Source organism: Anaeromassilibacillus sp. An172, assembly GCF_002160515.1.
Taxonomy (GTDB): domain Bacteria; phylum Bacillota; class Clostridia; order Oscillospirales; family Acutalibacteraceae; genus Limousia; species Limousia pullorum.
This window is the reverse complement of record NZ_NFKS01000003.1, coordinates 13,169-36,669: the sequence shown is the minus strand read 5'-3', so window position 1 is coordinate 36,669 and position 23,501 is coordinate 13,169. Positions and strand designations below refer to the sequence as shown.

Genomic DNA, 23,501 nt, shown 5'->3' with positions numbered 1-23,501 from the left:
TATTACAAAACAGAGTTTTTTGCAATATAAAATAGTATTTTTCTTATAAAACATTAAATTTTATGCAGTTTGTCGAATTGACAATAAAAAAACAACGCCGTAAATTACAGCGCTGTTTAATAGAATTATTCCTTTGTCTGAGCTTTATATATGAGCTTTGAAAGTTCTATAAGTTCGTCGAAGGTTGTAAGCTTTCCTGCCATGTTTCTAAACTCTGCGGCACCTTTAAAGCCTTTTATATACCAAGCAACATGCTTGCGTGCTTCTCTCATTCCGATGTACTCTCCCTTATATTCAACAAGCTTTTGAATATGCTTGAGCATTACAGAGATTTTTTCAGCAGGTCCCGGAGGGAAAATAAGCTTGTCTGTGTCAAAATAGGCGTTTATCTCACGGAAAATCCAAGGGTTGCCCAAAGCTCCCCTGCCTATCATAATCATGTCACAGCCTGTTTCCTCCATCATTTTAGAGGCTTCCTCTGCGTTTGTAACGTCTCCGTTTCCTATAACCGGAATGTTTACTGCCTGCTTTACCTGTCTTATAATCGTCCAGTCTGCCGGCGGCTGATAAAACTGCTCTCTTGTTCTTCCGTGGACGGTTATTGCAGAAGCTCCTGCCTCTTCACAGATTTTTGCAACTTCAACGGCGTTTACTGAGTTTTCGTCCCAGCCCTTTCTGATTTTTACAGTTACCGGAATCTCTACGGCATTTACAACTGCGTTTACAATTTCTCCGCAAAGTGGAGGATTTTTCATAAGAGCGCTTCCGCAACCGTTTCCGCTGATTTTAGGGGCAGGGCATCCCATGTTTATATCTATAAATTCCGGTTCAAACTGCATTGCAAATTTTGCGGCATCAGCCATCACCTTTGGGTCGTCACCGAAAATCTGAACTCCGCATGGTCTTTCATCAGGTGATATCATCATAAGTTCTGCACTTTTTTTGCTGTTGAATGATATGCCCTTTGAGCTTACCATTTCAGAAACACAGAACGCCGCTCCGTAACCTCTGCAAAGTTCTCTGAAAGCTCTGTCCGCAGTGCCTGCCATCGGCGCAAGGCAAGCCTTTCTTTGTATTTCCAAATTTCCTAATTTCATTTTAATTCCTCTTAACTTTTCACAAAAAACTTATCTGTCAAACTGATACAAGCTGAACAAATCCACCTTTACTGAATTTGCTGACGCTGCTGTTTCAGTTTCCATGTTATTTTCAGTATTGTTTTCTGTGTTTTCAGAATTTTCTGTTTCCTTGTCATCACCGGCAACTTCATGGAGAACTTCTCCGGTATCTGTAAATATCATATTTGGATAAATAGTAAGCAAAAATTCATCCGGGTAATGGTCGTCAAGGAAATTTCCCACCGCTGTGCTTTCGGCAGTTCCGTTGTGACGTTTTACCATTCTGTCAACCGCCATACAGCTTATTACGCAGTCGAACACCATAAACACAAAAAGAATCCATGTGAGAATAACTCCCACTTTATTCGGAATTTTTTCTATCCATTTCGACATAAATGGGTACAGGAGTTTAATCCAGACTACGGCGAGTATGCCCCAGAATACCGCATACACTAAATCTGTTCTTCCACCCATAAGGCTGTATTTTGAGCCTGTGTAATCCCATGAAACCGTACCAAGGAAATACTCCTGATAAACTGAACAAAGTGTTTCAAATATAGCTCCTATAATAGCGCCCACAAGGAAAGTCCAGGTTTCGCTTTTCTTTCTGAACAGATACAAAACCAAAGTCATGGCAACAGCTCCGAAGCCATAAACCGGATTGAAAGGTCCGTAAATTAAGCCCTGTCTTGACTCATATCTGTGTTCCGTAACAAAAATGCAGAACAAAACTTCAATAACAACACCTACAAAGCATCCGATAAAGAACACCCAAAACAGTTTGTAAAATCCGATACCTGTTGCAAAGGATTTCTTGTTTGTTTTGAAGCTGTCAATCTTTTTAAACTGTTCAATTTTTTCCTGAATAGTCGTAGCATTGTTTCCTTCATTCTCAGCGGGAATCTCTTCTTTTTCAAGATTTTCTTCCTCTGAGGTTTTTTCAGAAACCTTTTTCAGATCTTCATTCATTTTCATTTTCCTTTCTAAACCATATACCTTAAAAGATAATTTATACAATAAAAAACAGGTGATCCTGTAAATCGATCACCTGTTTCTTATAAACACGGTACTCAACCAATAACTACAGCAAAATACAAAATCAGTATTTACGCTTGCCTATAAACATAATAAGCAATATGAGCAAGCCTCCGCCGACAGCAGACCACATAACAGTTCCGGTAAAATAGTCCGCCTTTGTCTGTTCCGCTTCGATAGTTCCTTCTGTCGGAACTTCAAAATCCCAGGGATTTCCCTCGGTTGTTGCCTCTGTCACCTCTACTATTTCTTCTGTTGTACTTTCAGTTGCCTCTGTTGTAGGTTCTGTTGTTGGCTCTGTCGCCTCAGTTGTGGGTTCTGTTGTAGGTTCAGTGGTAGGTTCTGTAGGCGCTTGCGTGGCTTCAGTAGTAGGTTCATTAGATGATTGAGGCTCTGTCTGCTCTGTGACCTGAATTTCTGTTGTCTCTTCTTCAGGGTCAACGGCAAAAACATTTGTTACACAGCTAAACATTAAAATCAAAACAAACAATAAAGCCAGAATTACATCTTTTTTCCTATTTATAATGTTGTTTTTATCGTTCCTCATACTATTCCTTATTTCTGCATTAAGTCACAGCAACTTACTCTTAAATGCTATGCATATTGATTATATCAAAATTTGGTTATGATTGCAACACCTTTGCCAGAACCTTTCCCAAAAGTTCTCCGGTATACTTTGCCTCCTCTAATGTGTTCATATCGGTTCCCACCTCTATAAGCAGAGAGCCGTTGTTTACATTCATATTGTAGGCAAAATCCCCGAAATACAACGGCCTTGTCATTCCCGGGAACATATCCTCGGCGGTTTTTTGAAGCTTTAAAGCGAATACCAGGTTTTCCTCCCAGAACGGAAAATTGTATTCCCCTGTTCCGTCATATCCGGACATAATCATAATCTGAGCGGCTTTCTTGCCGTCAAATGTAAAGGTCGGTTTTGTTTTTCCCTGTTCCCCGCCGTAGCCTATAGAATCTCTGTGAATGTCAAGGACAACTTTAATATTAGGATATTTTTCCAAATAGCTGTTTATTGTTTCCAGGCTTCTGTCATAAGAGCCGTTGTAGCTGGGGTTGTCGTGCTGGGTCGTATCGTTTATAACGCCTATTCCCTGACGGCTCAGTTCTGCGGCAATTTCGTCGCCAACTGCACAGACATTTTGAGAATTATCGGTATTTCTTGATGAAAAGCTTTCATGGTATGTTCCGTTATCATAGGACATGTAGCCTTCAGTTGCGTGAGTATGTACAATCAAAACCTGAACCTCTGAGCTGTCGTCCATAGTAAAGCCCAAGTCCCTTTCCAGCAGTGAACCAATATCTATATCATATCCTGTTGTATTCTTAACGGATATGTTTTCATACAAAGTTCCGGACGCTCCTATGTTTGTTTCAATAACAGGGTACACAGCTTCTCCGGCAAATTCCTCCGCAGGGTCAATGGTTTCTTCTTCACCGTTGTTTTCTGCGGTTGATTCTGTGTTCTCTGTGGTTTCATCTGTATCATTTTCGGCTAAAGGGTTTTCCGCCATATTTTCGCCGGTTTTCTCAACCTTAACAACCTCATCATTATCCGATATAATCGCCGCAGCTATTGCGCTTCCTCCTGCTTTAAAAATAGAATCGGCATTAAAAAACAAGTTTACAACCGCCGCCGCAGTCAAAATTCCTCCTATAACTCCCAGAAATTTTGACTGTCCTTTTTTTCGTCTGTACACCAATTCTCCCACCTGCTTTACTGTATCTTTTACTTTAATTCTATGTACAGACTTTTATTATTATTCTTATAGATATGAAAGCAATGTTTTTCAAAGAATTAAGCAAAAGGTCTCGCCCGACATAAAATGAAGTTGATTTTCAAGCCTAACTTTTGCATGTCGGTTATAAAAATAAAGGAACGAGCTGAAATCCAACTCGTTCCTGTAATTTAATATCCGTGAGCTTCTTTAAGCATCATATCCTTGACCTTCATAAGTCTTGTCTGGGTGCTTCTTTCGTTTTCGTCAAGCTTCATGGTTATATATCTTATTTTTTCCTTTGTGTCAGGAATCATAACGTGTTCAAGGGCGTTAACTCTTCGACGTGTCTTTTCGATTTCCGAAGCCATCATAAGGCAGGATTTTTCAATTTCAGCAAGCTTCAGCATATCAGGAAGAATATCCGCCAAGGATTTTACCGCATCGTCAAGCTCAGAAGATGTAAAAGCATAGCCGTAGGAATAAATATCGTTTGGGTCGGGAGTTCTGGTTTTTATATCATAAACCGGAATATCAACGCTCATTACGTTCTTTTCACCGATATCAAGATAGACCTCCTGCTTTGGTGCAAGCAATGCGGCGGAGATAACCTCGTCTGACATTGCGGCAGATGCCAAAACGAAATTCTTATTGGCGTCGCTTATCTTCTGCTCCACTTTCATTCTCAGCTCTTTGTTCTCTTTTACAAGCTCCAAAAAGCGGCGCATAAGCTCGTCACGTTTATCCTTTAAGAGTTTATGACCTCTGGTGGCTGTTACAAGCTTCTTTTTAAGCCTTGTCAGCTCCATTCTGGTGGGGTTCACCTGTGTTGTTGCCATACAATCACCCCTTACTTGCCATAGTACATATCAAGATACTTGTCGTCGATACGTTTAAGCTCGCTTCTTGGAAGGATTGAGAGAAGCTTCCAGCCCAAGTCAAGGGTCTCTTCAATGCTTCTGTTTGTGTTATAGCCCTGTGATACGTACTGTTTTTCAAACTCGTCTGCAAACTTTGCATAGAGCTTATCAATATCGGTGAGAGCCGCCTCGCCCAAAATAACCATAAGTTCCTTTGCGTCCTTACCACGGGCATATGCGGCAAAGAGCTGGTTCATTGTGTTGGAGTGGTCCTCTCTTGTTTTGCCCTTGCCTATACCCTTATCCTTAAGACGGGAAAGTGACGGAAGAACATCTATAGGAGGAGCAATATTTTTTCTGTAAAGGTCACGGCTGAGGATAATCTGACCCTCTGTGATATATCCGGTAAGGTCAGGAATCGGGTGAGTCTTATCGTCCTCAGGCATAGTCAAAATCGGAATTAATGTGATTGAACCGTTCTTGCCCTTTTGTCTTCCTGCACGCTCATAGAGTGTTGCAAGGTCTGTGTACATGTAACCCGGATAACCACGGCGTCCCGGAACTTCCTTTCTTGCGGCGGAAACCTCACGGAGAGCGTCGGCGTAGTTTGTGATGTCGGTCATAATAACAAGAACATGCATACCTGCATCAAAAGCCAAATACTCTGCGGCGGTAAGAGCCATACGAGGTGTTGAAATACGCTCGATAGCCGGGTCGTTTGCAAGGTTTACAAACATAACGGTTCTGTCGATAGCTCCTGTTTCCTTAAAGCTCTCGATAAAGAAGTTGGACTCTTCAAAGGTGATACCCATTGCGGCGAAAACAACGGCGAAAGGCTCTGTTGTTCCTCTAACCTTAGCCTGTCTTGCAATCTGTGCGGCAAGGTTTGCGTGCGGCAAACCGGAAGCGGAGAAAATAGGAAGCTTCTGTCCTCTAACCAGTGTATTAAGTCCGTCGATAGCGGAAACACCTGTCTGAATAAATTCCTGAGGATAGTTTCTTGCCGCCGGGTTCATAGGCAAACCGTTGATGTCCATTCTCTTATCCGGCAAAATCTCAGGGCCGCCGTCTATAGGACGTCCCATACCGTCGAAAACACGGGACAGCATGTCAACTGATACGCCCAGCTCCATGCTTCTTCCCAAGAATCTAACCTTTGAATTTGAAAGGTTGATACCTGCGGATGAGTCGAAAAGCTGTACCAAAGCGTCTGTGCCGTTTATCTCCAAAACCTTGCAGCGTCTTACTTCGCCGTCGGCAAGCTCGACTTCACCCAAGTCGTTATAGTTTACATTTTCAACATTTTTTACAAGCATAAGGGGGCCTGCAACTTCTTCTATGGTTCTGTACTCCTTAGGCATCTTCATTATCCCCCTTTGTTGTCAAATTATTTATACTCTTCTCAAGATTGAGCATGATGTCTTCATATTCTTTTTCTGCGTTCTCGTTTTGAACATACTTAAATCTTCCTACACGCTCTCTTTCCGGCAGAGATACAAGCTTTTCAATATCTGCGCCGTTTTTAAGAGCCATAGTTGACAAGTCGAAGTATGCCAAAACAAGGTGCATCATCTTGTACTGTTTGTCAAGAGATGTGTAGGTGTCTGTTTCATGGAATGCGTTCTGATGGAGGAAGTCCTCTCTTATAGAACGTGCGGCTTCAAGCTTAAGTCTGTCAGGAGCTGAAAGTGCGTCCATACCAACAAGCTTTACGATTTCCTCAAGCTCAGCCTCTTCCTGAAGCAGGTGCATAATTCTTCCACGGCAGTCCATCCAGTCAGAAGCTACGTTTTCCTTGTACCAGTTTGCCATTGTATCAACATACAATGAGTAGCTTGTAAGCCAGTTTACAGCCGGGAAGTGTCTTTTATATGCAAGTGAAGCGTCAAGTCCCCAGAACACTTTAACAATTCTCAGGGTTGCCTGAGAAACAGGCTCGGAAATATCACCGCCAGGAGGTGAAACCGCTCCGATTACAGAAAGTGCACCCTCTGTATCATCAGAACCCAAGGTAATTACACGGCCTGCACGCTCATAGAACTGTGCAAGTCTTGAACCAAGGTATGCAGGATATCCCTCTTCACCGGGCATTTCCTCAAGACGTCCTGACATTTCACGGAGAGCCTCTGCCCAACGTGATGTGGAATCGCCCATCAAAGCTACAGAATAACCCATATCTCTGAAATACTCTGCTATTGTGATACCTGTATAAATTGAAGCTTCACGGGCTGCAACAGGCATGTCGGAGGTGTTGGCGATAAGCACTGTTCTCTCCATAAGTGTTTTGCCTGTTTTCGGGTCGATAAGCTCAGGGAATTCGTTAAGAACGTCTGTCATCTCGTTGCCACGCTCGCCGCAGCCGATGTAAACAACGATATCTGCTTCTGCCCATTTTGCAAGCTGATGCTGAACAACTGTTTTACCTGAACCGAAAGGTCCCGGAACTGCCGCAACACCGCCCTTTGCTATTGGGAACAATGTGTCGATAACTCTCTGTCCTGTGATAAGAGGCATATCAGGTGACAATTTTTTCTTATAGGGTCTGCCCACACGAACAGGCCATTTTTGCATAAGGGTGAGGTCCTGAGTGGTTCCGTCCTCTTTTTCAAGAACTGCGATTGCTTCAGTTACTGTAAACTCGCCCTCTTTTATAGATTTAATTGTGCCTTTAAGCTTGCATGGCACCATAATTTTATGGAGAACTATATCGGTTTCCTGAACGGTTCCTATTACGTCGCCGCCTGTTACCTTTGTTCCCGATTTAACACATGGAGTAAACTTCCACTTTATATCTCTTTTAAGGGAAGGAACCTCAACACCTCTCTGGAGATTGTTTCCGCTGAGCTTCATAATATCGTCAAGAGGTCTTTGAATTCCGTCGTAAATGCTTCTTATAAGTCCCGGGCCCAATTCAACTGAAAGAGGTGCTCCGGTTGACTCTACCGGCTCTCCCGGACCAAGTCCGGAGGTTTCTTCATAAACCTGAATAGAGGCTTTATCTCCGTGCATTTCGATGATTTCACCTATAAGTCTATGCTTTGAAACCCTTACAACGTCGAACATGTTGGCATCTCTCATGCCTTCGGCGATAACCAAAGGGCCGGCAACTTTTTTGATAGTTCCTATACTCAAATTATATCAATCCCTTCACTGGGTTAAAATTAAATCAATCGTTGAAAATAATGTCGCTGCCCACAGCCTTTTCAACGGCTTTTTTGACATTTGCAATTCCCTTGCCCGTATTTCCGCTTATTCCAGGAATAAGTATAACTGCGGGTATCGGGTTATCATTTGTCTTTTGTATCTCTTCGTCCAAAATCTCCGCCAAAGCTTCGGTGATGTAAATAATACCATAGCCGCTTTCGCAGAGCTTTTTAAAAGCCTTGTGGGGGTCGTCGTTTTCTCCCACATAAACAACGTCAAGCCCAAGGGCAGCAAATCCGTAAACGCTGTCCTTATCGCCTATTACAGCTATTCTATACATACATATCCCTCAGTCTTTCTTTTATTACGGAGTCTGAAAGTCCGTTGAGCTTTCCCGAAAGAATAAGTCTTACTGCGGTGATTTCCTTTTCTTTTCCCAAAATGTATGCCGCAAGAGGTCCTATTGTAAATGGGTCCCACTTCTGCTCCTGCATAAGGGAATTAAGATAGTTATCAGCCCACTTTTCAAAGGCTGAAACACTTATTTTAAGATAAGGCACTGCTGATGTAAACATGGTGCCTGTTAGACAATCGCAAATTTCGTCTATTCCCTTTACCGCAGCCGCCGCCAAAGCGTCCACATTAAGGCAGTCACAATGACAGAGAGCTTTTTTGATAAACTCGCCGCTTTTTGAGGTCTTTGCGCTTCTCACGGCGGTTTTTATATCGGCGCATCCCACTGTAAGCTGAGCATACCGGCGGATAAAGTCGTTGTCGCTTTCCATTCCAAGTCTGTAGATATGCTCAAGAGCCGCACGGTCAATTATAATATCGCAAAGCTGACCGTCCGCTGTCTGAAGCAGTGAAGCCATAGCCTCTTTTGCAGGCTCCTGCAATATATCAGGAAGCTGGGAATAATCCCTGTTTTCCAAAGCTCCTACAATCTGCTGAGGCGAATATACGGAATGTTTCAAAAGCATACTTTCGGGAGAAACGCTTCTTGTTACAGCTTTCACCGCAACTTTCAGGTTGTGGTAATCGTTTCTTATTCTGAATATATCAAATGAATTGTCGTCCTTAACAAGCTCGTCCATAAGCTCCCATAATTCCTCTGTCTGAATTGAAAGCACATGGGAAATATCGGAGTTGTCCGGAAAATTCCAGCCCTTGTCGGACAATGCTCTCAGACAACTTTTATAATCCGGAAGGGAAAGCAAGCTGTCGATATCGTGTCCGGAAAGAAGCGAAAGCTCTTTGGAACGTATACGGGCAACCGCATATGTGTAATCTGTTGCCATCGGCACAGCCCTCCTTATTTATCAAACAAAACTGCCGAAACCACATCGGTAAGTTTTTCTTTTTCTACTGTAAAAATTGTATCAAAGGAACAGTTTATCTCTATATCACCGTAAACCAACACAAAACCGCTGTCGATTTTTCTGTCAGGCTCTCCCAAGATCAGCTTGCCTGCGGATACCTTGTTGATTTTGGATATAAAGTTTTTATCCATTCTGTCCGTGTCTTTCTTTGAAAAAACAATGACGCCGTCCTGTTTCTCGGAATATTTTTCAACCATCTTTAAAATCAGGCTGAAATATTCCTCTTTGTCAAGATTTTTAAGAGAGTTTTTGCTCTTTTCAAGCATATCGGAAATAACGGTCTGTCTTGCCAAAAGCTTTCCCTTTCTTATTTCCAGTTCAGCCGCTGATTTAGCTCTTGCTCTTACGTCTGCGCAGGCTGTTTCACAGCGGATTTCCTCTCTTTTCTTTATCTCCTCACAGTTTTTCTCACCTGCGGACAGAATTTCTTTTGCTTTCAGCTCAGCCTCGGAAATCATAGCTCTGCAAGCTTCCTGGCTGTCTGACTCTATTTTTTTGATAATTTTATCTAATCCATTCATATCCATTCTCCATTACTTAATTTGCAGGTGCAAACAAAATTATTTATCTGTTTATTACATGTTTACGTTTGCAACACCGAATACGGAAAGAATGGAGATAAGGAGAGCAAGAATTGCATATGTTTCAACCATTGCAGGGAGGATAATAGCTTTACCCATCTGGTCAGGCTTCTTTGCAACTGTGCCTATACCTGCAACGGAGCACTTGCCCTGGTGAATTGCGGAAACAAGTCCTGCAAATGCGATTGGCAGTGAGGATGCAAAATAGAGAAGTCCCTGAAGCAATGTGATATCCTTTGGCTCGCCCAAAATACCTACGTTTGAGAGGATAAGGAAAGCAACGAGCAATCCGTAAATACCCTGTGTAGCCGGAAGAAGCTGGAAAATAAGAACTTTACCGAACTTTGAAGGGTCTTCTGTCAAAACTCCTGCTGCTGCGATACCGGCTTTACCAACGCCGATAGCTGAACCGATTCCTGCGAAAAATGTTGCAAAAGCTGCTCCCAATACTGCAAAAAATAAACCTAAATCCATCATGATTAAATTTCCTCCTTAATATTGTAATGTTTAGTATTGATTTTGAAGGGCATAAACTCCTTGCCGCCGCCCTCATAAAACTTTCCGAAAAATTCAACAAACTGCAATCTGTTTGTATGAACATATGCGCCCAGCGCATTTATACCGATATTCAAGCCGTGTCCTACAACAAATATTACCGCAAAAAGTATCATAGCGATAATACTGTCGCCCAGCATACTGCCTATCTGGTTGAAAACCTGAGCAATAACGCCGGTGGCAAGTCCCAAAGCCAACAGACGGCTGTAGGAAAGAATATCGCTTAAATAGCTTGTAACGCCGTAAAGTCCGTAGGCGCCCTTTAAAAATCTCTTTAAAGGATTTCTGCTCTCTCTTCCGGCAAACAAAAGAATTATTACGGCTCCTATGGCTGCGCAAATTCCGCCGATAGTCAAGAACACCGGAGGAAGTACAAAGCCTGCCATATCTTTCATCATATCAAGAGAAAGCAAAGCCAAAATTCCGCCGCCTACCAGCAAATACCAGCTGAACACATCATAAACTGCATATATGAAATGTCCGTCACGTATATGCATATAGGCTTGGATTCCAAGTCCTGTAAACAGGTGAATAATACCAAGCAGGAAAGAAAACATTAACATCTGCATTGGGTCTACAACCGGATTAAACCACAAAGCCGTGGTGATTCCCGGTATCTGCGGAACCTGTGAAGCGTCCATATGAAGAAATGTCTGACATATAACGCTTACCGCATCTCCGAAGAAGCTTCCGAACATTACTCCCCAGAACATTGTGGAGATACCGCAGTAAAAGAACATCTTTACCGACTTTTTGAAGCCTTCTTCCATATTTTTGAAATGATGAAGAGCCCAGCCGCAGCCTAAGGTCATTACAAGACCGTATCCGGCGTCGGAAAACATCATTCCAAAGAAAACATAATAAAAAATCGCCATTATGGAAGTTGGGTCAACCTCTGTATGCTTAGGCATACTGTAGGTTTTCAGCACGCTTTCCACAGGCTCGCTGAACTTATTGTTTTTAAGCTTAATAGGTGTGTCGTCGTCGCAGACATCCTCAAGCTCAACATAAGCGTCGTATTTTGTTGACAAAGTAGCCGCAAGCTTCCCTGCGTCACACTTTGGCACATAGCCGCAAAGTACAAAAGCATGTTTTGTGTTGGCCAAATTTTTTATAACCTGATATTTTTCAGCTCTTAAAACAAAATAGTCCTCAACAAAGGCAAAAGAGTCTTTCATACCACGGAAGCTTTTGATGTATTTTATATTTTTCTCAATTATATCATTGGCTTCCTTTATTTTCATTTCCGCTCTCTTTGCTTTTTCCTGAGGAACAAGGTGTGTTTCAACCACGGGATTTGAAAATCCCTCTTTTCTCAGAGCATTGTAAAACTGCTCTCTGAAATCAGTATGACACATAGCTACAAGGCAAGTAAGCTGAGACGATGATGAAATAATTTCAATTTTGAAATCAACATTTTCATCTAAGTGAAGCTTTAATGCTGTGCAAATCTCTTCATAGCTTCTTTCAGCAGGAAATGTTCCCACAAACGCCGCTGTCTTTTTTGTTCCCTTAAAATTAAGGGGAATATCAAGATTTTTCCACGGAACAAGGGACTCAATAATTGACTCCTGCTTTACAATTTCGGCTTTGGCATCGGCAATCTTTTTACTTGCCCCCAAAACCTCGTAGACAACACGCATTATCTCGTTCACTTCATCAACGTACATGTAATAGTACTCTTTAGACAGGGGTTTTCTGCCCTCAATGGAGGAAAAAACAGATTTTTCAGTTGGCACATATTCTTCCAGTATTGACAGCGCCTGAGCTGCCACGGAAGAATTTTTCAAATATGCAGACTGCTGACTGTCCGTATCTTCCTTAAAGAAAACACTGTCATGGATATCCAGGTCACATACCTCCAGTACCCCTCTTCTTTGCAAGGTTTCAAGGATGGTTTTCCTGTTCTTTTTCAGCGAATAAATCATTATCCGCTGCATTTGAAGTATTGCCAATTTACGCACCTCCGTTGCATAAATTTTTAATGATTTAAGAAAAAGAGGTTAGGCGATTACATTTTTAACAGCTTCAAAAACCTTTTCGTAGTTCTTTTCAGCCTGTGCAATCAGCTTTGCGCTGTCGCTGTCACTTTTTTTCTTAATTTCAGCAAGTTCCTTTTCACATTCCTTTTTGACAAGCTCAATCTTGCCGTCGGAAGTTTGTTTGTACTGCTGCTGTGCATCTTTAAGCATTTTTGCGCTTTTTGTCTGCGCTTCGCTTACAATGCTTTTTGCTTTCTGCTTTGCCTCCTGCTCTGCCTTAACAGCTCTTGACTCAGCATCTCTAAGCTTATCGATTGTCTGTTTCAAAGTATTATCACCGCCATATCAAAATTATAATGTACTTATTACCTTTTAAGCATGTGTACAAATCTATTTTACATTTTTAACATTCATAAGTCAATGCAAACTTATAAAAAATCAATAAAAATTTTTAATTCTATAAACATTTTTAACCATTTTATACATAATACATTCTTATTTTTCAAATTTACTGAAATATATACTGCCCTATTAAGACATATATTTTCTTTTCTTTATGCAATAATTTAAACACGGTGTTTTCCGATTCAATATACGAGGTAATAGCATGATAACCATTTACGTTGACGTTTTAATCTGTGTAAATTTTTTCGTAAATTATTTTATACTGCTTTGTGTCAAAAAATTCCTAAGCCTTAATACAAAAAACTCCAGACTTATTATCTGCGCAGGAATAACCTCTTTATTCTCCCTTTTAATTTTTTTACCGCCTCTCTCCCCTGTAATCAGCTTTTTACTGAAAGTTTTATGCTCCGTGGCGACTGTTTTAATTTCTTTCGGTTACAGCGGCAAACGGTGCTTTATCCGTCAGATAGCCGTCTTTCTTCTCACAAATATCGGCTTCTGCGGCATAATTTTGCTGATTTCAGGAATTTCAATAAATAAAATCTCGGTTGTCAACAACGACTGGATTTACATAAACATGTCGCCGGTGGTATTTATTTTTCTTACACTGATTTGTTATTTCGTTTTCAGGTTTATTCAAATCGTCACAAAACACAAAACGGAAAACGATATCATCCACAAAATAAGGGTTAAAAAGTCCGGCTGCTTCTGGGAGTTTTTCGGAAAAACCGACACAGGCTGTTCCCTTTACGAGCCTTTTTCCGGCAGTCCCGTTATAATAGCCGACGCTGAGGTTTTTCAGAAAAAACAAACCGCTTCGGCTTTTATAGGCGGCGACACAAACAACTGTCAAACCGAAGAAAACAGTCCCGCATTTCGTGTAATACCCTTTGAAACTCTTTCCGGCGAGGGCTTTTTGAAAGCTTTCAAAGCCGATGAAGTTTACATAGACGGGAAAAAATCAGAAAAGGAAATTTACATAGCGATTTCCGAGGGAAAAATAAAAGACAAAGACAGCGCAATGGCACTTTTAAATCACGATATTGTAGAATGAGAGGATTTTAATTATGGAACTAATAGAGTTATATTTTGCAAAAGTGAAAAACAAAATACTTCTGACATTCAGAAAATATTCTTCAAAGCTTTTGAACATATTCCGCAGACTTACCGGCTCGGAAAGCCAGGTTTTTTATATCAACGGAAGCGAAACTCTGCCGCCTCCCCTTTCTAAAACTGAGGAAGCAAAAATCATGGAAAGGATTGAAGCCGGCGATGAATCAGCCAGGGAACCACTCATTGTGCACAATCTCCGTCTTGTGGTTTACATTGCAAAGAAATTTGAAAATTCCGGTATCTGTGTTGAGGACTTGGTATCAATCGGCACAATCGGTCTTATAAAAGCCGTGAACACCTTTTCTCCCGGAAAAAATATAAAGCTTGCCACCTATGCCTCACGCTGTATTGAAAATGAAATTTTGATGTTTCTGAGAAAGACCTCACACAGAAAAAACGAAATCTCCATTGACGAACCTTTAAATACTGACTGGGACGGAAACGAGCTTTTGCTCTGCGATGTTTTGGGCAGTGACAGCGATGTTATCAACAGAAACATCGAACAGGAGCTTGAACAAAATCTGCTTTTAGCGGCGATAAAAAATCTCCCAGGCAGAGAAAAAACAATAATGGAACTTCGCTTCGGCATAAACAATCAAAAGGAACACACTCAAAAGGAAGTTGCAGACATGCTGGGAATTTCCCAAAGCTACATATCAAGGCTGGAAAAGAAAATCATTGGACGGCTTAAAAAGGAACTGGACAGAACAATAAACTGCTGAAAACACAAAAGCTCAGGGGCTTTAAACCTCTGAGCTTATCTTTTTATAAAAATTACTTTCTCATTCTATCTACAAGGAAAGGAATTGCTGTTTCAAAATCAACACCGTACCAGTTAGAGCCTTCTCTCTCGGCTGTTATTCTGATACACTCAACAACATAATCAGCGGCAATTTTTACGCTATCCTCAAGGCTTTTTCCGCCCATAAGTGCGCCAACAAAAGCAGATGAGAAAATATCTCCTGTTCCATGATATCCCACCGGAATTTTCTCATGGAAATAGGTTTTATATGTGTTTGCCTCACAGTCATAAACCAAAACACCGTAGTTTCCATGCATAACCACGCCTTTAATGATAATCTTCTTACATCCCAAAGCGGCAAGCTTCTTAACAAGTTCAAAAACATAGTTCTCGTCGTATTTTTCCTTATACTCTGTACCTGTCATAAAGCAAGCTTCGGTTATATTTGGAAGAATTATATCGGCAACACCGCAGAGCTTAGCCATTTCCTTTGGAAAAGCCTCATCAAAAGCAGGATAAATTTTACCGTTATCAGCCATAGCCGGGTCAACTACAACAACAGTATTGTCCTTGAGCTTTTCAATTACAGACATAACTGTCTGAATCTGAGCCTCGGAAGCCAAGTAACCTGTATAAATTCCGTCGAATTTTATTCCCTGCTCTTTCCAGTGGTCAGTAATAGGCACAATCTGGTCGTCAAGGTCTTTACAGGTAAATCCCTTAAACATAGTATGAGTTGAAAGCACCGCTGTAGGAATTATAGCTGCCTCAACGCCCATTGCAGAGATTATAGGCAACGCAACAGTCAAAGAGCATTTGCCCAAGCATGAAATATCCTGAATTGTAACTATTCTTTTCATCATAAAACACCTCGTTTTCAATCTGCTGCTATTCTATCAAAAAATCTGTCACAATTAAATATACAGTTTTAATCTTTTTAACCAGTACAGTTAATTTCTATATCCGACCTGCAAAGGGCGGATATAGAAATTAACTTTCGTTTCAGGTCGGGCGAGTCCTCCTGCTTATTCTTTGGAATAGCTCGCTTACATTAAAGTTTTTCATTATATTTAATTATAAAAGCTATAAGCTTTGTTCTTATATTATATTGTGTTAATTTAATATCATCTCCGTAAACAATCATTATTTTTCATTTGCTATTATGTTACCGTACAGATATACAATCCGTTCTACGATAGATCGAATAATAAAAACAGCTATGGCTAACTAAATAACCATAGCTGTAAATTATAAGATCAAAAATGAAACCCAACCGAGTGCGAACCATTCCAAAGATCTAGGAAAAGGTCTCGCCCGACCTGTGCAGAACATAAAGATTAGATGAAACATTTGCAGGTCGGAGCTAAAAACTATAGGCGGGATTTGAAATCTTCGTAGGTGAAACTTCTTACAAGCTCGAAGCTTCCGTCTTTTTTTCTGTAGACTATTGAGGGCAGCTTCATTCCGTTAAAGGTGTTTGTCTTTACCATTGTGTAAAGAGCCATATCCTCAAAAATAAGCTTGTCGCCCTCTTTTAAAGGCTCGTCAAAGGAATAGTCACCTATTACATCGCCGGCAAGACATGTAGGTCCTCCAAGACGATAGGTGTATTTTTTCTCGCCGCTTTCGCCGCTGTTGTAAAGGGGCGGGCGGTATGGCATCTCTATAACGTCGGGCATATGACATGCCGCAGAGGTGTCCACAATGGCAACGTCAATAACATTGTTAAAGGTTTCCATTACAGATGTCACAAGGAAACCGGCGTTTAAAACAACCGCTTCTCCCGGCTCCAGATAAACCTCAACATTGTACTTTTTCTTTAAGCCTTTAACTATATTTATAAGCTTCTCTATATCGTAATCCTTGCGGGTGATGTGATGTCCTCCCCCAAGATTTAACCATTTCATGGAATGGAGATATTTTCCGAACTTCTTTTCAAACTCTATAACCGTTGTTTCAAGGTCGTCTGAGTTCTGCTCGCATAAGGTATGGAAATGAAGTCCGTCAAGGATTTCAACCTGCTTCGGGTCAAAATTTGCAAGTGTTGTTCCAAGTCTTGAACCGTCGGCGCATGGGTCGTAAATCTCGTGTCCCTCCTGAGTGGAACACTGGGGATTTATTCTAAGTCCTATCTGCTTTCCGGCTTTCTTTGCCCTCATGCCGAACTTTTCCACCTGACGTGGAGAGTTAAAAACAAAGTGGTCAGCATAGGTCAAAAGCTCTTCAAACTCATCTTCCCTGTATGCTGGTGAGAAAACATGGGTTTCTCCGGGAAACTCCTCTTTTCCCAGCCTTGCCTCGTGAAGTCCGCTGGCGGTAGTTCCGTAAAGATAACGGCTTATCAGCGGATAGGTTCTGTACATGGAAAAAGCTTTCTGGGCAAGCAAAATTTTACAGCCTGCCCTGTCGCATACAGATTTGAGTATCTCCAAATTTTTTATCAGGAAGCTTTCATCAACCACAAAATACGGGGTTGGTAAACCTGGTACTATATACTTTTCCATCAGTCAACCAGCACCGGATTGTGGGATTCAATCCAAGGAAGTCCCCACTTGTTGAGAGCGTCCATAAATGGATCCGGATCGAACTCCTCAATATTGTAAACGCCCGGCTTCTGCCATGTGCCGTTCATAACAAGCATTGCGCCTATCATTGCAGGAACGCCTGTTGTGTAGGAGATAGCCTGAGAGCCAACCTCTTTGTAGCACTCCTGATGGTCGCAGATGTTGTAAAGGTAATATGTCTTATCCTTGCCGTCCTTTTTACCCTGGAAGATACAGCCGATATTTGTCTTACCAACTGTTCTTGGACCGAGAGATGCAGGGTCAGGAAGAACTGCCTTCAGGAACTGAAGCGGAACAATCTCCTTGCCCTCGTACATGATAGGCTCGATTGAAGTCATGCCTACATTTTCAAGACACTTGAGGTGTGTAAGATAGCTCTGACCGAAAGTCATGAAGAAACGGATTCTCTTAATTCCCGGAATATTGAGAGCCAAGGACTCTATCTCCTCGTGGTGGAGCAGATACATATCTTTCATGCCTACGCCGTCAAAGTTGTATTCTCTTTTAATTTCCATTGGCTCTGTTTCAACCCAATGGCCGTCCTCCCAGTAGGAACCTTTAGCAGAAACCTCACGGATGTTGATTTCCGGATTGAAGTTTGTAGCGAAAGGATAGCCGTGGTCGCCGCCGTTGCAGTCCAGAATATCAATGTAGTTGATTTCGTCAAACTCGTGCTTCAAAGCATAAGCTGAGAATACGCCTGTAACGCCCGGATCAAAACCGCTTCCAAGCAGAGCTGTAATTCCTGCTTCTTTGAATTTCTCTCTGTAAGCCCACTGCCATTTATACTCAAACTTTGCAGTGTCCTCAGGCTCATAGTTTGCTGTATCTATATAGTGTGTCTTTGTTGCAAGACAAGCATCCATTATTGTAAGGTCCTGATAAGGAAGGGCAAGGTTCAAAACCACGTCAGGTTTGAAATCATTGATAAGATTTACAAGCTGTTCAACGCTGTTTGCGTCAACCTGTGCAGTGGAGATTTTTGTCTTTGTTTTTCCCTCAAGCTCGTTCTTAAGGGCGTCGCATTTGGATTTTGTTCTGCTGGCAATGCAGATTTCCTCAAAAACTTCACTGTTCTGACAGCACTTGTGAATTGCTACGGAAGCAACGCCGCCGCAGCCGATAATTAGAGCTTTACCCATTTTAAATTCCTCCTGATATTAAAAATTCCTGTTATTGTTCAAGAGCCAATAGCATCTCTCTTACTATTTTACATGCCGCAGCAGCTGATATACCGCTGGGGTCATATGGCGGACTTAACTCGTTTACGTCACAGCCCACAATGTTGAGGCTTGAGCAAACCAGTTCAACTGCGTCCCTAAGTTCATTGAAAGTAACTCCGCCCGGTTCCGGTGTTCCGGTTCCAGGGAAGACGCTTGGGTCGAGAACATCAAGGTCAAGCGTAAAATAAATCGGCTTTCCCTTTAAGCTCTCTACAGTTTCTTTCAAACCGTTAAAATTAAATTTATTTGTAAAAACATGGTCTTTGCCCCAGAGAAATTCCTCTCTGTCCCCTGACCTTATTCCAAACTGAAAAATTCTATCGTCGCCCACAAGCTCCCAGCATCTTTTAAGAACTGCCGCATGGGAAAGCTGTGCGCCCAGATATTCCTCTCTCAGGTCCGCATGAGCGTCAAAGTGGATTATGTGCAGGTCCGGATATTTTTTAGCGACAGCTCTCACTGCACCCAAAGTTACCAGATGCTCGCCGCCCATCATAAAGGGTCTTTTTCCGTCCTCAAGGATTGTCTTTGTTCTCTCTTCGATGTCCTCAAGGGCTTTTTCCGAGCTTCCGAAGCAAAGTTCCAAATCTCCGCTGTCAAAAAAGCTGTAGTCGGTCATATCTTTATCCTGATAAGGACTGTAGGTTTCCACACCGAAAGACTCCTGTCTTATAGTGCGGCTTCCGAATCTTGTGCCGGGACGGTAAGAGGTTGTGGAGTCAAAAGGTGCGCCGAAAAGCACGGTTTTTGCGTCCTCATACTCTGCGTCACAGGCCATGAAGGTTTCTATATTTTTATTCAACATCTTGAAGCAGCTCCTCTACATATGCAGGGAGATAAAATGCTCCCTTGTGAAGTGTTGTTGTATAGTAGTTGCAGGAAAGTCCACGCATGTTCCATCTTACCTCGTTTAAGTCCTTTAAAGGATGATATTTTTTAGAGGCAAATCCGAAAAGCCAGTGTCCCGACGGATATGTTGGGATATGTGCCTGATAAACACGGCTTATCGGGAAAGATTCAACAATTCTCTTGTGTGCTCTCTGGCAGGCGTTTGCGTCCTCGTCATAAAAAGGACTTTCGTGCTGGTTTACCATTATTCCGTCCTCTTTAAGGGCGTTGTAGCAGTTGCCGTAAAACTCCCTTGTGAAAAGTCCCTCGCCGGGTCCGAACGGGTCGGTTGAGTCAACGATTATCAAATCGTATTCGTTTTCATGGAAACGCACAAAACGCAGACCGTCCTCATAATAGATATTAAGTCTTTCATCGTCAAAGCGGCAGGCGGTCTGAGGCAGATATTTTTTGCAGACCTCAACAACAAGAGGGTCAATCTCAACCATATCAATCTGTTCAATATCGTGGTACTTTGTCAGCTCTCTTATAACGCCGCCGTCGCCTGCGCCGATTACAAGGACTTTCTTTACATTTGGATGAACAGCCATAGGAACATGGGTTATCATCTCGTGATAGATAAACTCGTCCTTTTCGGTGAGCATCATATATCCGTCCAGGGTGAGAAATCTTCCGAACTCCGGAGAATCAAAAACATCAATTCTCTGAAATTCGCTTTTTCCACTGTAAAGCTGACGGTCAATTCTTATAGATATTTTAACATTTGGAGTATGTTTTTCCGAAAACCAAAAATCCATATTAAACTCCTTTCAAAACATTGAGCCTTTCAATATCGGGATTTTCCGGCCCTGTCATCGAGCAGCCCTTTTCTTTGGCGTACTCTATATAATCGAGAATTTCTTTGGTTATCCTTTCGCCCGGAGCGAGAATAGGTATTCCGGGAGGATAGCACATTACAAATTCACTGCAAACTCTTCCCTCTGTTTCACGTATCGGCAATGACTCCTTGTCTGCATAAAATGCATCCTGAGGAGAAACCGCCACCTGAGGGTCAATATATTCATGGCTCATAAGGTCTGACTTTGATTTTGAAAATCTTCTTCTCACTTCATAAAGTGCGCTTACAAGCCTTTCAATCTCTCTTATTCTGTCGCCGATAGAGATGTATGCAAGTATATTTCCCAAGTCGCCGAACTCAATCTGTATATCGTATTCGTCACGAAGAAGGTCGTACACTTCAATTCCTGCCAAACCTATATTTAAAGTATTGACAGAAAGCTTTGTAACGTCAAAGTCAAATATGCTGTCGCCGTTTATAAGCTCCTTTGAATATGCGTAATAACCGCCGATAGCGTTTATCTCGGCTCTTGCGTATTCTGCAAGGTCAACAACCCTTGCAAAGGACACCTTTCCTCTCAATGCAAGATTTCTTCTTGAAATATCAAGGCTTGAAAGAAGAAGATAAGAACCGCTGGTGGTCTGTGTAAGGTTTATTATCTGTCTTATATGACCCTCGGTCATTGCAGGTCCTGCCAAAAGCAAGGAACTTTGGGTAAGGCTTCCGCCCGACTTATGCATTGAAACCGCAGCCATGTCAGCGCCTGCGTCCATTGCGGAAACCGGAAGATTTTCTCCGAAATAAAAATGTGTTCCGTGGGCTTCGTCTGCAAGACAGAGCATGTTGTGCTCATGGGCAAGCTTTACAATGGAGCGAAGGTCTGAGCATATTCCGTAATAGGTCGGATTGTTAACAAGCACAGCCTTTGCGTCCGGATGCTTTTCAATAGCTTTTTTTACATCGGAAACACTCATCCCCAATGGTATTCCCAATTTTTCATCACAGGCGGGGTTTACGTAAATCGGAATTGCCCCGCACAAAACAAGAGCTCCCATAACGCTTCTGTGTACGTTTCGTGGGAGTATAATCTTTTCGCCTCTTTTTACTACGGACAAAATCATGCTCTGCACGGCAGAGGTTGTTCCGCCCACCATTAAAAATGCATGAGCAGCATGAAAAGCCTCCGCTGCCAAAACTTCCGCATCCCTGATAACGGAAATCGGGTGGCAGAGATTGTCCAAAGGCTTCATGGAATTTACATCCATCTGCACGCAGTTTTCACCCAAAAGCGCAGTAAGCTCAGGGTTTCCACGGCCTCTTTTATGACCAGGAACATCAAAAGGAACTACCCTCATTTTCTTAAACCTTTCCAAGGCTTCATAGATAGGCGCCCTTTCCTGTGAAAGCTTTCTCATTTTATCACTCTCCGGTCTTGTATGATATATCAATAAATGTTTCTGCCGCTGTAGATTTCAATCATTTCACGTCTTATGCTGTCCATTATTTCAAGTCTTACCCTCGGCGGCAGCTCGTAAACATCTGTATTAAAAAGATAGTTTTGCAGGTTGATATCCTTGAGCATCATTTTTGTGTGGAAAAGGTTTGCTTCATATACATTTATATCCACAGCGTCATATTTTCTCAAGGTTTCCTCAGCAATGTAGTCCTGAATTGAAATTACCTTACCGTCCTCAAAAACTTTTTTGCCGTTTACATCTCTGGTAAAGCCTCTCACTCTGTAATCCATTGTGATAATATCAGAGTCAAAAGAGCCTATAAGATAGTCAAGAGTTGAAAGAGGTGTAATTTCTCCGCAGGTTGCAACGTCTATATCCACTCTAAATGTGGCAAGACAGGTTTCGGGATGATATTCAGGATAGGTATGAACGGTTACATGGCTCTTGTCAAGATGCGCAACCTGTGTTTCGCCACGCACCGGAATCATAGAACCCTCGGCAATAAGAATGGTAACTGACGCACCCTGAGGCTCATAATCCTGACTTGACACATTCAAAACCGTAGCGCCAATCATATCGGTAAGATTTGTAAGGATTTTAGTAAGTCTTTCCGAATTGTACTGTTCATCTATATAAGCGATATAGTCACGCTGTTCCCTTGCGGTCTTTGCGTAACATACATCATAAATATTAAAACTAAGAGATTTTGTCAGATTATTGAACCCGTAAAGTTTCAGTTTCTGGCCCATCTTATTCCCTCCTGACTTCATTACTGACTTATCTTAAAAGTTTTCAAAGGGCGAGAACATTTAACATAAGTCAGTATTCTGCAAATAAAAAACGCAGGCAATGTGTGTTATCACATTACTTGCGCACTGCTTCCCCGCTTATATTTCTAAGGACACTATCCCTAAAAGAACAAGTCTATATTTTCGGAAAAAACAGATTCAGAGTCTATATAGCAAACTTCTCACTTTTACTACTCTTATTGACCGTTTCACAAGTTAGTATGCGATAAACGCACAGGTTATAAAGTAACCAACTTATAAAATTTTAAGTTTTTAACTCAATCAATAAGGCAACCAAAGTTGCCGCTCGGCAGTTGACCCGGCTGTCCGCATGGCCTTAACCAATAAATGGTGGTCAAAGAATATTTGCATGGAAGACGCTAAAATCTGCTAAGTCCCATGTCGATTATATAATACTATTTTTATCGGTAAAAGTCAAGGCACATTTCTACAAATCTATCTGTTTTTTGCTAATAAAACAGATAAAAAGCAACATTTTATAACAGAAAAACAACTGTGTGTCTTTCATTATTATTACTATATTTTTTGAGCCTAATCATTAAATAACAAAACAGTCCCGCCAATTCCTTTTAAAGAAAAAGCGGGACTAAAAACGGAAACCGAAATTAAGCCACATTAAAAACCGTGTCTGTATTTTAACTATAGCATATTATAACATACTGGCCGTACTCCTCGTTGAGATTGTACATAATCCCGTTTGACGGAGCCGAGCTGTTTGTAAGCACAAGACTTTTATCGGTAAGGGAAGCGCCTCCTGTTGACATTCCTTTTTGAAGCACGAAAGCGCTGTTTACCACCATACAGCTTTTCTCTGAGTTCCAGGAAGCAGGAGGAGCATTTTTCAAAAATATCTGAACCATTTTAGGGGCACTTGAAAGGGTAACGGTTCTTGAAGTGCTTCCGTTTCCCGCCATAAGGATTGAAGTGATACTTCCGCCCAAAAGCGCCCTGTCCTCTTCCGACAAATGTATTTTGCTGTCGTTTATATGTTCTCCCAAGACGCTGTCCACTATTTCGTTATCTGTGGCAAAATCTATCATCTTAGGAGTATCAGAGTGTACCCAGCCGCTAAGTCCGAGATACTCCGTTTTATTGGTTGAACCCAAGTATATCATCC

The 23,501-nt window shown here is 41.7% G+C and carries 23 protein-coding genes; 2 read left to right on the top strand and 21 right to left on the bottom strand.

Annotation, left to right across the window (positions count from 1 at the left end; translation table 11 throughout):
* Window positions 1-125: 125 nt before the first annotated feature.
* From dusB to B5F08_RS02275, 13 genes are all read right to left on the bottom strand, one after another.
* The gene (gene dusB / locus B5F08_RS02335) at window positions 126-1,097 is read right to left on the bottom strand and encodes a tRNA dihydrouridine synthase DusB (RefSeq protein WP_087376217.1); all 972 of its coding nucleotides are present in this window, start codon (window positions 1,095-1,097) and stop codon (window positions 126-128) included.
* 30 nt (window positions 1,098-1,127) lie between these two features.
* Window positions 1,128-2,087 (bottom strand): putative ABC transporter permease, encoded by a 960-nt coding sequence (locus B5F08_RS02330; RefSeq protein WP_087376216.1) that lies wholly within the window; start codon window positions 2,085-2,087, stop codon window positions 1,128-1,130.
* A gap of 130 nt (window positions 2,088-2,217) precedes the next feature.
* The gene (locus tag B5F08_RS02325) at window positions 2,218-2,700 is read right to left on the bottom strand and encodes a hypothetical protein (RefSeq protein WP_087376215.1); all 483 of its coding nucleotides are present in this window, start codon (window positions 2,698-2,700) and stop codon (window positions 2,218-2,220) included.
* A 76-nt stretch (window positions 2,701-2,776) separates the two neighbouring features.
* On the bottom strand, window positions 2,777-3,865 hold the full coding sequence (gene spoIIP / locus B5F08_RS02320) for a stage II sporulation protein P (RefSeq protein WP_087376214.1): 1,089 nt from the start codon (window positions 3,863-3,865) through the stop codon (window positions 2,777-2,779).
* Between the two features lie 209 nt (window positions 3,866-4,074).
* A complete protein-coding gene (locus B5F08_RS02315; RefSeq protein ID WP_087376213.1) occupies window positions 4,075-4,722 on the bottom strand; it encodes a V-type ATP synthase subunit D in 648 nt (215 codons plus the stop codon).
* Between the two features lie 11 nt (window positions 4,723-4,733).
* Window positions 4,734-6,104, bottom strand: coding sequence for a V-type ATP synthase subunit B (locus B5F08_RS02310; RefSeq protein WP_087376212.1), 1,371 nt, complete (start codon window positions 6,102-6,104; stop codon window positions 4,734-4,736).
* Window positions 6,097-7,875, bottom strand: coding sequence for a V-type ATP synthase subunit A (locus B5F08_RS02305; RefSeq protein WP_087376211.1), 1,779 nt, complete (start codon window positions 7,873-7,875; stop codon window positions 6,097-6,099). The genes B5F08_RS02310 and B5F08_RS02305 overlap by 8 nt, the downstream gene beginning before the upstream one ends.
* Before the next feature lie 34 nt (window positions 7,876-7,909).
* Window positions 7,910-8,227 (bottom strand): V-type ATP synthase subunit F, encoded by a 318-nt coding sequence (locus B5F08_RS02300; protein WP_087376210.1) that lies wholly within the window; start codon window positions 8,225-8,227, stop codon window positions 7,910-7,912.
* Window positions 8,220-9,185, bottom strand: coding sequence for a V-type ATPase subunit (locus tag B5F08_RS02295; protein WP_087376209.1), 966 nt, complete (start codon window positions 9,183-9,185; stop codon window positions 8,220-8,222). Before B5F08_RS02295 ends, B5F08_RS02300 begins: the two co-directional genes overlap by 8 nt.
* A gap of 14 nt (window positions 9,186-9,199) precedes the next feature.
* Window positions 9,200-9,787: a V-type ATP synthase subunit E gene (locus B5F08_RS02290; RefSeq protein WP_158096185.1), complete on the bottom strand. Its 588-nt coding sequence runs from the start codon at window positions 9,785-9,787 to the stop codon at window positions 9,200-9,202.
* Window positions 9,788-9,841: 54 nt separating this feature from the next.
* Window positions 9,842-10,321, bottom strand: a complete 480-nt coding sequence (locus B5F08_RS02285) for a V-type ATP synthase subunit K (RefSeq protein WP_442856055.1) — start codon at window positions 10,319-10,321, stop codon at window positions 9,842-9,844.
* 5 nt (window positions 10,322-10,326) lie between these two features.
* On the bottom strand, window positions 10,327-12,366 hold the full coding sequence (locus B5F08_RS02280; RefSeq protein WP_242968203.1) for a V-type ATP synthase subunit I: 2,040 nt from the start codon (window positions 12,364-12,366) through the stop codon (window positions 10,327-10,329).
* 39 nt (window positions 12,367-12,405) lie between these two features.
* The gene (locus B5F08_RS02275; RefSeq protein WP_087376205.1) at window positions 12,406-12,711 is read right to left on the bottom strand and encodes a hypothetical protein; all 306 of its coding nucleotides are present in this window, start codon (window positions 12,709-12,711) and stop codon (window positions 12,406-12,408) included.
* A gap of 280 nt (window positions 12,712-12,991) precedes the next feature.
* Here B5F08_RS02275 and B5F08_RS02270 point away from each other — a divergent pair, with 280 nt between their 5' ends.
* Together B5F08_RS02270 and sigE are read left to right on the top strand one after the other, a co-directional pair.
* On the top strand, window positions 12,992-13,843 hold the full coding sequence (locus B5F08_RS02270) for a sigma-E processing peptidase SpoIIGA (protein WP_087376204.1): 852 nt from the start codon (window positions 12,992-12,994) through the stop codon (window positions 13,841-13,843).
* 13 nt (window positions 13,844-13,856) lie between these two features.
* Window positions 13,857-14,624 (top strand): RNA polymerase sporulation sigma factor SigE, encoded by a 768-nt coding sequence (sigE, locus tag B5F08_RS02265; RefSeq protein ID WP_087376203.1) that lies wholly within the window; start codon window positions 13,857-13,859, stop codon window positions 14,622-14,624.
* Between the two features lie 52 nt (window positions 14,625-14,676).
* On the opposite strand, the gene B5F08_RS02260 is transcribed toward sigE, so the two are convergent.
* The 8 genes from B5F08_RS02260 to B5F08_RS02225 form a co-directional block, all read right to left on the bottom strand.
* Complete coding sequence (locus B5F08_RS02260) at window positions 14,677-15,507, bottom strand: pyridoxamine kinase (RefSeq protein ID WP_442856052.1); 831 nt, start codon at window positions 15,505-15,507, stop codon at window positions 14,677-14,679.
* Window positions 15,508-16,014: 507 nt separating this feature from the next.
* On the bottom strand, window positions 16,015-17,148 hold the full coding sequence (gene nspC, locus B5F08_RS02255) for a carboxynorspermidine decarboxylase (RefSeq protein WP_087376201.1): 1,134 nt from the start codon (window positions 17,146-17,148) through the stop codon (window positions 16,015-16,017).
* Entirely contained in the window at window positions 17,148-18,350 is a 1,203-nt protein-coding gene (locus B5F08_RS02250; protein ID WP_087376200.1) for a saccharopine dehydrogenase family protein, read from the bottom strand. The genes nspC and B5F08_RS02250 overlap by 1 nt, the downstream gene beginning before the upstream one ends.
* 31 nt (window positions 18,351-18,381) lie before the next feature.
* Entirely contained in the window at window positions 18,382-19,236 is an 855-nt protein-coding gene (gene speB, locus B5F08_RS02245; RefSeq protein WP_087376323.1) for an agmatinase, read from the bottom strand.
* Window positions 19,226-20,077: a polyamine aminopropyltransferase gene (gene speE, locus B5F08_RS02240; protein ID WP_087376199.1), complete on the bottom strand. Its 852-nt coding sequence runs from the start codon at window positions 20,075-20,077 to the stop codon at window positions 19,226-19,228. Before speE ends, speB begins: the two co-directional genes overlap by 11 nt.
* 1 nt (window position 20,078) lies before the next feature.
* The gene (locus tag B5F08_RS02235; protein ID WP_087376198.1) at window positions 20,079-21,533 is read right to left on the bottom strand and encodes an aminotransferase class I/II-fold pyridoxal phosphate-dependent enzyme; all 1,455 of its coding nucleotides are present in this window, start codon (window positions 21,531-21,533) and stop codon (window positions 20,079-20,081) included.
* Between the two features lie 29 nt (window positions 21,534-21,562).
* Window positions 21,563-22,324, bottom strand: a complete 762-nt coding sequence (speD, locus tag B5F08_RS02230; protein WP_087376197.1) for an adenosylmethionine decarboxylase — start codon at window positions 22,322-22,324, stop codon at window positions 21,563-21,565.
* A gap of 695 nt (window positions 22,325-23,019) precedes the next feature.
* On the bottom strand, window positions 23,020-23,490 hold the full coding sequence (locus B5F08_RS02225; protein ID WP_087376196.1) for a hypothetical protein: 471 nt from the start codon (window positions 23,488-23,490) through the stop codon (window positions 23,020-23,022).
* Window positions 23,491-23,501 lie beyond the last annotated feature (11 nt).

Excerpts from the sequence above, each read along its gene's own strand:
- speD (WP_087376197.1), bottom strand. The coding sequence starts at position 22,324 with ATGGGCCAGAAACTGAAACTTTACGGGTTCAATAATCTGACAAAATCT.
- B5F08_RS02315 (WP_087376213.1), bottom strand. The coding sequence starts at position 4,722 with ATGGCAACAACACAGGTGAACCCCACCAGAATGGAGCTGACAAGGCTT.
- B5F08_RS02250 (WP_087376200.1), bottom strand. The coding sequence starts at position 18,350 with ATGGGTAAAGCTCTAATTATCGGCTGCGGCGGCGTTGCTTCCGTAGCA.
- sigE (WP_087376203.1), top strand. The coding sequence starts at position 13,857 with ATGGAACTAATAGAGTTATATTTTGCAAAAGTGAAAAACAAAATACTT.
- B5F08_RS02325 (WP_087376215.1), bottom strand. The coding sequence starts at position 2,700 with ATGAGGAACGATAAAAACAACATTATAAATAGGAAAAAAGATGTAATT.
- B5F08_RS02270 (WP_087376204.1), top strand. The coding sequence starts at position 12,992 with ATGATAACCATTTACGTTGACGTTTTAATCTGTGTAAATTTTTTCGTA.
- B5F08_RS02330 (WP_087376216.1), bottom strand. The coding sequence starts at position 2,087 with ATGAATGAAGATCTGAAAAAGGTTTCTGAAAAAACCTCAGAGGAAGAA.
- B5F08_RS02300 (WP_087376210.1), bottom strand. The coding sequence starts at position 8,227 with ATGTATAGAATAGCTGTAATAGGCGATAAGGACAGCGTTTACGGATTT.
- speE (WP_087376199.1), bottom strand. The coding sequence starts at position 20,077 with ATGGATTTTTGGTTTTCGGAAAAACATACTCCAAATGTTAAAATATCT.
- B5F08_RS02295 (WP_087376209.1), bottom strand. The coding sequence starts at position 9,185 with ATGGCAACAGATTACACATATGCGGTTGCCCGTATACGTTCCAAAGAG.
- dusB (WP_087376217.1), bottom strand. The coding sequence starts at position 1,097 with ATGAAATTAGGAAATTTGGAAATACAAAGAAAGGCTTGCCTTGCGCCG.
- B5F08_RS02285 (WP_442856055.1), bottom strand. The coding sequence starts at position 10,321 with ATGGATTTAGGTTTATTTTTTGCAGTATTGGGAGCAGCTTTTGCAACA.
- B5F08_RS02310 (WP_087376212.1), bottom strand. The coding sequence starts at position 6,104 with ATGCCTAAGGAGTACAGAACCATAGAAGAAGTTGCAGGCCCCCTTATG.
- B5F08_RS02290 (WP_158096185.1), bottom strand. The coding sequence starts at position 9,787 with ATGAATGGATTAGATAAAATTATCAAAAAAATAGAGTCAGACAGCCAG.
- nspC (WP_087376201.1), bottom strand. The coding sequence starts at position 17,148 with ATGGAAAAGTATATAGTACCAGGTTTACCAACCCCGTATTTTGTGGTT.
- B5F08_RS02235 (WP_087376198.1), bottom strand. The coding sequence starts at position 21,533 with ATGAGAAAGCTTTCACAGGAAAGGGCGCCTATCTATGAAGCCTTGGAA.
- B5F08_RS02260 (WP_442856052.1), bottom strand. The coding sequence starts at position 15,507 with ATGATGAAAAGAATAGTTACAATTCAGGATATTTCATGCTTGGGCAAA.
- speB (WP_087376323.1), bottom strand. The coding sequence starts at position 19,236 with ATGTTGAATAAAAATATAGAAACCTTCATGGCCTGTGACGCAGAGTAT.